General features: G+C 42.6%; 12 protein-coding genes. All 12 read right to left on the bottom strand.

What is annotated here, in order from left to right; all coding sequences use genetic code 11:
• Window positions 1-2: 2 nt before the first annotated feature.
• The 12 genes from flhF to fliJ all read right to left on the bottom strand — a co-directional run bounded on the left by flhF (window position 3) and on the right by fliJ (window position 11,696).
• Window positions 3-1,388, bottom strand: a complete 1,386-nt coding sequence (gene flhF, locus L2703_RS03045) for a flagellar biosynthesis GTPase FlhF (protein ID WP_248969662.1) — start codon at window positions 1,386-1,388, stop codon at window positions 3-5.
• 29 nt (window positions 1,389-1,417) lie between these two features.
• A complete protein-coding gene (gene flhA, locus L2703_RS03040) occupies window positions 1,418-3,517 on the bottom strand; it encodes a flagellar biosynthesis protein FlhA (RefSeq protein ID WP_248969661.1) in 2,100 nt (699 codons plus the stop codon).
• A 210-nt stretch (window positions 3,518-3,727) separates the two neighbouring features.
• Window positions 3,728-4,861: a flagellar biosynthesis protein FlhB gene (gene flhB / locus L2703_RS03035; protein WP_248969660.1), complete on the bottom strand. Its 1,134-nt coding sequence runs from the start codon at window positions 4,859-4,861 to the stop codon at window positions 3,728-3,730.
• 9 nt (window positions 4,862-4,870) lie between these two features.
• The gene (gene fliR / locus L2703_RS03030; protein WP_248969659.1) at window positions 4,871-5,674 is read right to left on the bottom strand and encodes a flagellar biosynthetic protein FliR; all 804 of its coding nucleotides are present in this window, start codon (window positions 5,672-5,674) and stop codon (window positions 4,871-4,873) included.
• A gap of 2 nt (window positions 5,675-5,676) precedes the next feature.
• A complete protein-coding gene (fliQ, locus tag L2703_RS03025; protein WP_188958896.1) occupies window positions 5,677-5,946 on the bottom strand; it encodes a flagellar biosynthesis protein FliQ in 270 nt (89 codons plus the stop codon).
• A gap of 12 nt (window positions 5,947-5,958) precedes the next feature.
• Window positions 5,959-6,693, bottom strand: a complete 735-nt coding sequence (gene fliP, locus L2703_RS03020; protein ID WP_418358968.1) for a flagellar type III secretion system pore protein FliP — start codon at window positions 6,691-6,693, stop codon at window positions 5,959-5,961.
• 26 nt (window positions 6,694-6,719) lie between these two features.
• Window positions 6,720-7,130 (bottom strand): flagellar biosynthetic protein FliO, encoded by a 411-nt coding sequence (fliO, locus tag L2703_RS03015; protein ID WP_248969720.1) that lies wholly within the window; start codon window positions 7,128-7,130, stop codon window positions 6,720-6,722.
• A 72-nt stretch (window positions 7,131-7,202) separates the two neighbouring features.
• Window positions 7,203-7,586: a flagellar motor switch protein FliN gene (gene fliN, locus L2703_RS03010; RefSeq protein WP_248969657.1), complete on the bottom strand. Its 384-nt coding sequence runs from the start codon at window positions 7,584-7,586 to the stop codon at window positions 7,203-7,205.
• A gap of 10 nt (window positions 7,587-7,596) precedes the next feature.
• Window positions 7,597-8,625 carry a flagellar motor switch protein FliM gene (gene fliM / locus L2703_RS03005; RefSeq protein WP_248969656.1) on the bottom strand — a complete coding sequence of 343 codons (1,029 nt, stop codon included), beginning with the start codon at window positions 8,623-8,625 and terminating at the stop codon, window positions 7,597-7,599.
• Window positions 8,626-8,654: 29 nt separating this feature from the next.
• Complete coding sequence (gene fliL, locus L2703_RS03000) at window positions 8,655-9,182, bottom strand: flagellar basal body-associated protein FliL (RefSeq protein WP_428848640.1); 528 nt, start codon at window positions 9,180-9,182, stop codon at window positions 8,655-8,657.
• Window positions 9,183-9,277: 95 nt separating this feature from the next.
• Entirely contained in the window at window positions 9,278-10,981 is a 1,704-nt protein-coding gene (locus L2703_RS02995) for a flagellar hook-length control protein FliK (RefSeq protein ID WP_248969654.1), read from the bottom strand.
• A gap of 268 nt (window positions 10,982-11,249) precedes the next feature.
• The gene (gene fliJ / locus L2703_RS02990) at window positions 11,250-11,696 is read right to left on the bottom strand and encodes a flagellar export protein FliJ (protein WP_248969653.1); all 447 of its coding nucleotides are present in this window, start codon (window positions 11,694-11,696) and stop codon (window positions 11,250-11,252) included.
• Window positions 11,697-11,699 lie beyond the last annotated feature (3 nt).

Raw genomic sequence — 11,699 nt, 5'->3', positions numbered from 1 at the left:
CTTTACTCAAATGCATAGGCATTGTCATGTGACCATGCCGTGTCTTGTGACGTTGGTTGTTCTGTTTCGTTTAATGCTGCTAGTGCTTGCTTGGCTAATTCTAATGTATCAGCCACTTTCATGTCTTCTGGAACACGTTGACCGTCAGTCACATAACTCAATGGTAACTCATTTTGAATCAATACGCTCAATGCACCTGCAATTGATACTGACTCATCTAATTTGGTTAAAATAGCCCCAGACAATGGAATACGCTTAAAATGTTCAACCGCATCTTGTAGAACACGGCGTTGCCCTGTGGCAGACATCACTAAGTAACTGCGGATAGGGATCCTACTATTTGCAGTCAAATTATCAAGTTGTTGATAAAGACGCATATCACGTTGTCCCATACCGGCGGTGTCAATTAACACTAGCTTGCGATTTCTAAACTGATACAAAATTTGTTCTAATTCACTTAAATCATGAGCTTGCTTAACTGGACAGCCCATGATTTTACCATAGGTCGCTAATTGCTCATACGCCCCAATACGATAATGGTCGGTTGTTATCAGCGCCACTTGTTCTGGACCATGATGAGCGGCAAAACGGGCTGCTATTTTCGCTAGCGATGTTGTTTTACCCACACCTGTTGGGCCAACAAACGCAACCACACCACCACGTTTGACAATATCATCACCTTGGTTATCAAGCAGATTAGCTAAGCTTTGCGGCAAAGCACGTACTAAATCTACTGGCGTATAATGTTGGCTCAGTCCAGCTAGTTTAGCAGCAACTGCATGAGAAAACTCAGCCGACACTAATTTACTTTCTAACATAGCCCCAACAGGATCTGAACGTTTTTTATGATCTTTCATCAACGAAGAGACTTGATGGGTTAGCAAGCTTCTTAACGATGCCATTTCTTCTCGCAATGAGTCGAGCTCTGCTGATTGATTTTTATTGCTTTTGCTTGATTTATCAAGCTGATTTGCTGCTGGCGCACTCTGTGTAGGCTTAGTCGTTTTAGCACCTTGTAATTGACGAGCCCACTCTGGTAATTCAGGCTCATCTTGGCGAACTGACATTTGTTGTGCCATGCGATTGTGTTGTTTTTCAAGCAATGCTTGTAACGAGTCAGCTGCTGGAGGTGGGCTCACTTTTGTGTGCGCTTTAACAGCAGGCTTTACGCCGATAGACACTTTATCATCACTGAGATCCATAAAACTGTTTGTTGGCGCTTGTGATGCCATGGAGGCTTTAGGCTCGTCGTAGTCAACTGCGGCAACTATCTCAATACCGCCGGTGACTTTTTTATTAGACATAATAACAGCGTCAGAGCCTAGAGTGTCTTTAACTTGTGCCAATGCTGCACGCATATCTTTGGCAAAAAATCGTTTAATTTTCACGTACGCACCTCTTTAATCTGACGTTATCACTATTGGCCTACAGCAGAAACAATTCTGATTTGTTTCTCGTCGGGAATTTCTTGGTAAGAAATTACGCGTAAATTTGGAATAGTGTACTTAACAAACCGTGACAGCGTGGATCTGAGCATCCCAGAAGTCAATAATATGGCTGGTTGTCCCACCATTTCTTGTTTCTGTGCAGCATCTAAAAGTGATTGCTGCATGCGTTCTGCAAGGCCTGGTTCAATATTTGGCCCTTCACCACCTGTCGCCTGCATTGACTTATGCAACATCTGTTCCAACTCTGGCGCCAATGTAATGACGGGAATTTCAAGTTCAGGTCCTGAGATTTCTTGGACTATCATCCGTTTGAGCGCGATACGAACCGCGGCGGTAAGCACTTCAGTATCGTTACTCTTACTGCCATACTCTAAAAGAGTTTGTACTATGGTGCGTAAATCACGTACCGATACTCCTTCATTGAGTAAGTTTTGCATCACTTTAACCACAGAGCCCAGTGGCATAATGTCTGGTATAAAGCCATCGACCAACTTAGGCGAATTTTTGGCTAACATATCCATTAACTGCTGCACTTCTTCGTAACCTAATAATTTAGCAGCATTATTACTCAACAACTGACTGATATGAGTTGCGACAACCGTTGCGGTATCAACTACGGTATAACCTAATGTTTGTGCATGCTCGCGTTGCTCAGGCGTTATCCATACAGCTTCCAACCCAAAGGCTGGATCTCGGGTTTCGATACCATCGAGCTTGCCATAAACTTGCCCTGGGTTAATGGCAAGTTCGCAATCATGCCTAACTTCGGCTTCGCCAACCACCACGCCCATCAGTGAAATTCGGTAAGCGTTAGGCGATAAGTCTAGATTGTCACGAATATGTACCGCTGGCACTAAAAATCCGAGTTCTTGAGATAATTTTTTGCGTACGCCTTTAATTCGACCTAATAATTCGCCACCTTGCGACTTATCAACCAGCGGAATCAAACGATAACCCACCTCAAGACCGATGGTGTCAACATGACGTACATCATCCCAACTCAGCTCTTTGGGCTCTTTATCTTTGGCTTCTGCAGGGCCTTTGGTCGCAACAGCTAATGCTGCTTGTTTTTTATCAATATTACGTTTGTAAACAAAATAGGCTGCGCCTGCGGTAATGAAAGCAAATGTCAAAAAGGCCACGTGGGGCATTCCAGGCACAATACCCATAACAAACAATAAACCCGCCGCAATCGCTAATGACTTATGATTGTCAAACATCTGACTCATCATCATCTGACCCATGTCACCCGATTCATTTTGGCGCGTCACCATTAATGCCGCGGCAATAGACAATAGCAAACCAGGAATTTGCGCGACTAAACCATCACCAATGGTGAGCAAGGTATAAATTTCAACCGCACTTGAGAAATCAAGATCATGCTGCACAATACCAATGACAAAGCCACCCAGAATGTTAATCACTAGGATCATAATACCGGCAATCGCATCGCCCTTAACAAACTTCGACGCACCGTCCATTGCCCCGTAAAAATCGGCTTCTCGGGTCACTTCAGCTCGGCGTATGCGCGCTTGATCTTGGGTTAATGTACCGGCATTTAAATCGGCATCAATGGCCATTTGCTTACCCGGCATTGCATCTAGGGTAAATCGAGCACTCACCTCAGAGATACGTCCAGCACCTTTTGTCACAACGGCAAAGTTAATAATAATAAGGATTAAGAAGACCACTAACCCCACAGCGTAGTTACCGCCAATCACCACTGAACCAAAGGCTTCAATGACTTTACCTGCGGCATCACCACCATTATGGCCTTCTAAAAGTACAATTCGAGTCGATGCAACGTTTAGAGCCAATCTCAATAGCGTTGCCACAAGTAATACTGTAGGAAAAGCTGCAAAATCCAGAGGTCTGTCGGTATAAATCGCAACAAGTAACACCACTAAGGCTAATGCAATATTGAAAGAAAACAGGATATCGAGCAAAAATGGCGGTATAGGTAAAACGACCATGCCTAAGGCGGCTAATACGAGTAAAGGCGTACCAATACCTTTAAACGTAGATGGTCTGATTTGTTTAAATTGCCCTAAAGCTGCTTTTGCATCCATATAAGATGAACCCTTACTGTCAGTCTACTACGCCAAAGGACTGTTATTTGACGCGATTAAACTGAGAAAGCAAGAATTAAGCCATAACTTACTCGACCGGCAATGAATGATGACTGAATGCAGGATAAAGGGGGATTGCGATGCAAACCTTAGCCTACTTTCAAGCTTGTTATGTGTTACCACACTTGAGGTTGAGTATGCCGCTGCGCATTAATACTGCAAATCATCTGGGATGGGTTGTTTGTACGGAATAGGCTTGGGTTTACGTCCTTTACCTTTTTGATATTGTCGTAGTTGAAACACATAAGCTAATACTTGAGCCACCGCAGTAAATAGCCCCTCAGGCACTTGCTGGTCAATCTTAGTGGTATGATAAATGGCGCGAGCAAGGGGAGGCGCAGACACGATTGCTACATTATGTTCTCGGGCAATTTCACGTATTTTAAAGGCCACATCATCAACCCCTTTTGCGACAACAAAAGGCGCGGATGATCGCGTCACATCATATTTAACCGCAACGGCATAATGCTCAGGGTTGACCACAATCACATCGGCTTTAGGCACTTCTGTCATCATACGTCGCTGTGCCATCTCGTGCTGCATTTGCTTAATGCGACTTTTTACCTCAGGCTTACCCTCGGTATCTTTATATTCATCTTTGACCTCTTGCTTAGTCATTTTAAGCTGTTTATTGTGATTCCATATTTGAAAAGGCACATCAATCACCACAATAAACAACATAGAACTACACAATAAAATAAACATCCACACTAGCAGATCTAATGCATGGTATACATTTCCTGGCAGATGATCGCTCGATAGCATTAAAATATCGTAAAAATAAAAGCTGAGTAAAAAATATGCCGACAAGGCGACAACAGAAAACTTTGCAATACCTTTGGTTAACTCAACCAGCGCTTGGGTACCAAACATACGCTTAAAGCCATTCAGCGGATTGAGCTTACTGCCTTTTGGCATAAAGGCTTTAACTGAAAACGACATACCACCCAATACGATATTGCCTAAAAAAGAGACAAACGCCAGTAAGGCTATAAAGCTCAGTAATGGCCACGCAAGCTCGTTGCCAACAACGCCCCAAACCCGAAACATTGAATTGGTATCGAATATTTGATCGCGCTCCATGGAGAAAATCTGTTTCATCATGGTATAAAGGCTAATGGCAATCGAAGGCCCAGTCATTGCAAAGCCCACCGATGCGGCGAGTAATACCGCCGCAGTTCCAAGTTCTTTTGAGCGAGCGACTTGACCTTTCTCACGGGCTTGTTCAAGTCGCTTACTGGTGGGTTCCTCTGTACGTTCTTGACTGCTGTCATTTTCGGCCATTTCCCCTCCTTAGAACACGATAGCGGCGTCTGATTGACATTGAAGTTGTAACACATCGCACATCAACAACTGTGCAGCCTGCCAAACCTCATCAAAATGCGCCATGATAGGACCTAAAGTTAACCACAAGATCAGCAAACCACTGACCATAGTAACCGGAAAACCAATCGAGAAAATATTTAGCTGAGGTGACGCTCTGGTCATGACACCAAAGGAAAGGTTAATCAATAACAATGCCACAATCGCTGAAATTGACATGGTTAATGCCGCACCAAACATAAAGCTGCCCCAGTCTGCTAGCGCGCGATAATTAGCAATTGAAATACCTTGGGTTGAAATTGGAATGGTTTCAAAACTGGCCACCAGCATTCTGAACATCAATAAATGTCCATCAACAGCCAAAAATATTAAGGTCGCGAGCAGTAAAAAGAAATTACTGACCACAGGGGTTTGCTCACCAGAACCTGGGTCTACCATAGAAGCAAAGCCCAAGCTGGTTTGCATACCAATAATTTGCCCAGTTAACACAAAGGTTTGCATCACCATTAATGTCACAAACCCCATTGAAACCCCAATAAGAATTTGTTGAGTGATCACAAAAACAGAGCTAAAGGCTATCAGTTCAATGGATTCAACTGGAGGTAACACAGGTGCGACAGCAACCGTGATTGCCACCGACAAAAGCAAACGCACACGAGATGGCGTTGTATTGGCACCAAAAACCGTCATCACCATCAACATGGAAGAGATGCGAAAAAACGGCAACAAATAAGCAGCAATTGTTTGACTAATTTCATCAAACAAAATGTCCATAACTACCCTATCACCACAGGAATAAGGTTCACCATTTCAAGGAAAAAATCCATCATGGTTTGAACAAGCCAGTGGCCTAGAAACATCAAAGCAAATAGGGTAACTAAAAGGCGGGGTAAAAAACTTAAAGTTTGTTCGTTAATAGAGGTTGCTGCCTGAAACACTGCCACGATTAAACCGATAAATAAACCAGGTAAAATAATTGCCGACACTATCAATACAATGACTGACAAAGCTTCTCTAAAAATATCAATTAGCGATTCAGGAGACATAAATTAGCGGCCTTATATGCCAAAACTGTTTGCTAATGTCCCCATCACGAGACCCCAACCATCAACTAATACAAACAACATGATTTTAAACGGCAATGACACAATCATAGGCGATAACATCATCATACCCATTGCCATTAAAATACTGGCAACCACTAGGTCTAACACTAAAAATGGCACGAACAACATAAAGCCAATTTGAAATGCGGTTTTAAGTTCACTGGTAATAAACGCGGGGATCACAACGCTCATCGGTGCTTGTTCAGGCGATTGAATGTCCTTGTATCCCGATATTTCAATAAAGGTTTGCAAATCCGTGGTGCGAACTTGTGACAACATAAACTGTTTAATAGGCTCTTTGCCGACATCGTATGCCTGAGTTAAGGTCATGGTTTCATTGACGTAAGGCTCAACCGCTTCAACATAAATTTTGTCAAATACTGGGGCCATAATAAAAAATGTCATAAATAAACTAATGCCAATTAGCACTTGATTTGACGGAGTTTGCTGTAGGCCTAACGCTTGACGCAATATAGACAACACCACAATAATTCGCGTAAAAGAGGTCAGCATTATCACCATTGCAGGGATAAAGCTCATGGCGGTCATCAGCAACAATATCTGTAACGTAACCGAGTATTCAGTGGCACCATCGGCACCTGTGGTTACTGTTACCGCTGGTAAAATACCATCTTGCGCAAGCACATCAGAGGGCATAAATAAGCCGACCATTGCCATTATGGTCATTACCACCACAGCGGTGTATTTATTCATTATTGCTGTTCCTTGGCTTGTTTCAAACGGCTGGCAAACGAGGTGTCAGGAACGTCTACCGCTGCATCTAATTTGTCAATGAGATTAATACTTTGAGAGGTCACACCGATAAGATATTGCTGACCATTGACATCAATTAGCACCACTTTTTCGCGTTGACCAATTGGCGTTACAGCCAGAGTTTTAATTACGCCGCCATTTGAAGGTACAAGGTTGAGGCGTTTTACGATGTAAGCTAATACAAAAATGACCGCCAATACGACAATCAAGCCGCCAACCATATTGGCAAGTGTTGCTGTATTTGACACATCAGAGGTGCGAGTGAGTACAGCCGTTGTTGCAGAGTTTGCCGCGCTAGTCGCTTCTGTGTCGGTCAATGCTTGGGCCATCACACTGAGCATTGATATCATATTCGCCACGGTCATTCCTTGTGTTGTAAACCTGTAGCAAAACCTGTACTGGGCCGGTTTTGCTCTTTAAGGTTATTTCAGCTTTTTAATGCGTTCAGTTTGGCTAATTACATCCGTTAAACGAATACCAAATTTATCGTTTACCACCACCACTTCGCCGTGGGCGATTAACGTGCCGTTAACCATGACATCTAACGGCTCCCCCGCGACACGATCAAGTTCAACCACTGAGCCCTGGTTTAGCTGCAATAAGTTACGAATGCTAATAAAGCTTCGCCCGACTTCCATCGAAATAGTGACCGGAATATCAAGAATGGAATCCAGTTTTGCAGCTTCTTCTTTCGTTATCGGCTTCGATTCGTCAACTAATTCATCAAGCTCAACTTGCTGGGCTTCTTCTAAAGCTTGCTCAGCCATGGCTGCTGCCCAATCATCACCCGTATCTTCTGTACTCATTTACATCACCTTATAAATCTGAAATTTCTCGGGACTTCCCTTTACGGGTAACCAGTTGGAGTTCTGATTTAACCGTTTCAGGCCGAGCTATTTTCTCACTGATTTTCAATGCTAAATTATCGCGTGACTTACCGAGTTTACAACGGTAAGTGGGCAAGTCTTCAATGCGCATCATAATATGTTCAGGCAAATCGATAGGAATAATATCACCTGCTTTAAAGCCCATCACATCACGTAATGTCACCTCGTGTTCAACAATATTGGCATCAAAGCCGACTTGGACGTCCATTATTTCATCACGGAGCGCTTGCGACCAACGCATGTCGGTATCTTGCTTATCGCTTTGAACACCGGCATCGAGTAATTCACGGATAGGTTCAATCATTGAATACGGCATTGTGATATGAAAATCACCGCCGCCACCATCGACTTCAATATGAAACGAGTTAATCACCACAACTTCGGTTGGGCTAACAATGTTAGCCATTGCGGGGTTAACTTCTGAGTCGAGATATTCAAACTCGACATCCATCACAGGCGCCCATGCATCTTTATAATCTTCAAAGATAATTTTCAACAATAACTGAACGATACGCCGCTCGGTTGGGGTAAATTCACGCCCTTCAATTTTGGCATGAAAACGTCCATCACCGCCAAAAAAATTATCAACCAATATAAACACTAAGCGTGCTTCCATGGTGATTAACGCAGTACCTTTTAAAGGACTAAAACGCACCATGTTTAAACTGGTAGGAACAAATAAAGTATGGACATATTCGCCAAACTTAAGCATTTGCACACCGTTAATTGACACTTCTGCAGCACGGCGCATCATATTAAACATGCTGATGCGCAAATGACGCGCAAAACGTTCATTAACGATTTCAAGCGTGGGCATTCGACCACGAACAATTCGGTCTTGAGAAGAGAAATCGTAAGAGCGTGCATTTTCACTACTCTCTTCAATGTCATCTTCATCAACATCGTCTACACCATGCAGTAGCGCATCGATTTCATCTTGGCTTAATAAATCACTCACATTGTAGCCTTAGCAATTAATGCATTTGGTTATTGCATTACAAAACCAGTAAACAGGACTTTTTCGACCACTTTTTTACCTGTTATTGGTTGCAGTGTATTTTGCACATTAAGTAATGCTAATTGACGAAGCTCATCTTTACCGGCTTGGGTGCTGAGCTTTTGCACATCAGCTCCGCTAAACGTGGTTAACAGTGCGTCTTCAATCAAAGGGATATGCTTTTTGGTTAAAATACTGTCATCTTCACCGCGCACCATTAATTGCACTTTAATTTCAACTAAACGAGCACGATCAACACCCGGTAAGTTGAACAAAAAAGGCCTTGGCATGCCAACATAGTCCGCCTGTGCGACAACCGCTGGCGCACTGGCTTGTGATGCTGGCGCATTAGCAGCCTCTGCGACTGGAGCCGGATCATCTGATCCCATAAAAAACCATGCCCCACCAGCACCTAATAAAATAACGACCAGGCCAATACCACCAAATAGCACTAGTTTATTCTTCTTTTTTCCGCCTGCTGCGCTATCTTCTAACTCTAATTCTTGTTCTGCCATAATGGTTCCCAATCAACAATGTGACTAACATGATGACGAGCTCAATAACCAGTTGTTATTAATAAGTCATTTTATTTGTATGTATATAGGTTACCTGCTTAAGCATAATAATCTATAGCAGAATGTAAACTCCTTGATGTATTTGTCATCAAGTTTGCATCTTGTGCTGATATTTCGTCCAACTGAGACTCTGCGGTTTGGCCTTGCTGTTCTGATTGCCCTTGTTGTTGTTCACGTCCGCTACCACCTTGCGATACCTGACTATCAGTTAGTTGTAAGCCTTCACTGGCCAACATGTCACGTAAACGAGGTATTGCCTGCTCTACAAGTTCGCGGGTTTGCGACTGCGCAACATGAAATTGCACCTGAGTTTGATCGCCTTGAATTTGTATTTTCACCGTCAAGTGTCCAAGTTCTGGAGGGTCAAGACGGATCTCTGCCTGCTGAATACCATTACTGACCATAGTAATTAATTGCTGTTTCATCACCGGAGAAAACTTCTGGATCATCTCCTGCATCTGATTAGTCGCATCGGCTTGCGGTCTTAACGACAATTGAAACTGAGGTACTTCACTTTTATGCACAGGAGTAAAACTGCTTTGATTTTGTAAAACTTGACTGTCAACGTCACCGCCATCACCGACCATCTCAAAAACACCATCAGTAGGCGCAATATTGGCTGAAAAATCAACCACTCGCTTAGTTGCGGCAGTCTCTAATACGACTGACATCTCAGCTTGTTTTAATATTGTCACATCATAAGCGCTTGATTGAATGTTGCCATCAACACGTGTTTTGTCACCAAGTACATTTTTGGGATCTATCGACCAAGATGTTGTCTGCCCAACAGTAGATTGAACAGACTCATCAATCATGGGTTGTGACTTAACAAAAGTGCTTGTGACGCTATTAATCTGGCTGACATTAGGCTGCCCCATCATACTTGCCGCCAATGCATTATCGATTTCGTTTTGTTGCTCAGGATTAAGGATATTAATGACATCATCACTGATCGCATCATTTTCAAGTTCAGCCATCGCGAGAATTGACTCATCTACGGCAGGTACTTGTAAATTAAAATCGATGACAAGCTCATTTAACTCTTGACTGTCTAACGCCTGTAACTCTTGTGCAGAAAGCTCACTAAATGCCATTAAACGGGCTAATTGTTCGGGGTTAAGCTGTGCAATTGCCGCTTTAGATGTTAGTTGAGTGTCAAATTGGATAACATCAGTAAAGACTGTATTAGCTTGATTAACTCCCAAGGTATCAACGTCAGTTGCAAACTCGTCTTTAACTGACGCTGTAGTGGTTTCAAAAAGCTGTGCACTCGTTGATTGTATACCAATAGACTCAAGATCTATTGACTCAAAATCAACACCGGTTAATTCGACGCTAACCTCGTCTACACTATTTTCGATGGGTTCGAGTGTCAGGCTTCTATCTGTATAAGTGGCATGTTTATCAATAAGCGGCAATTGATTTCCGTCATGTGGACGACGCTTACCCAATGAGTCTGCCATGTTAAGTTGAGCAAAAATCATATCAGCATCGCTTGTTTCTGTTGCTCCAACCTCTTCGTTCATGCTGAGTTCATTATCTAAACTCTCATCAACAATAGGAGGTTCAACTTGCGTAGCGTCAAGATTGTTAGGGGGTGTTTTAACAACTAAACTTCGCTCACTAGCCTGGTTAAAAGCAGATAAGAATGATGTATTTTCAACATCTTGCATATTATTCTTTAAACTGGCATCAGCTGACTTATTGCCAACGCCAAGTAAAATATTGCTCATCTGCTGCATAATCGACTCCACTTAAATCATATCAAGTTTGGGGTTATATCATCAGTTGATAGGCCATTATCAAGTGCATACTTTTGTTCGCTATGCATAGCGTTTTGTCTATCATTGCTTAACATCAACAGTGTTTATACGTTAAATACTGTCACTTCACTGACGTTTTATTTTTTAATAAAGACTATTAAGCAATTTAAATGCCACATGCGCAAATACCACATAATGACAGACTAACGCAGAGGTGATGACACTGATAAAACACAAAGGGGCAGTATTACTTTCTTTGTTGGCGAAAATATTGTTGCATTGCAAATTCGTCTGACATTTTTTGTTCGCGTTTCAATTCCGCAATAAGGGCTTTATCTGCTTTCTTGGCTAACAGCATTTCAACTGCTTTACGTTTTTGTTGGGTTTCTTGCCAATGCTGTTGTCGATAGCCAACTTGCTTCTCACTATCTCCTACAGCTGCAACCTGCTGATGAATGGCTTGATCAACTTGCTTAATAAATTGGTGAAATTGATGATATTGATTTGCACGTAAAGTGCTACCGGTATGGCTTTCCATTTGCTTCATATAATCTAAACGGTAGTTATTAAGCGCATCTAGCTGGCCTTGGCGCTTTTGGCGTTCAAACTGAGCAGCTTTTAATTGCAATGCCGCTTTCTCTTCAGCGGTAACGGCTAATTTAAGTACTGTAACTAAAGGATCTGTTTTGGCCATGGG

Source organism: Shewanella basaltis (assembly GCF_023283885.1).
Taxonomy (GTDB): domain Bacteria; phylum Pseudomonadota; class Gammaproteobacteria; order Enterobacterales; family Shewanellaceae; genus Shewanella; species Shewanella basaltis.
This window is presented reverse-complemented; position numbering and strand designations above follow the sequence as displayed.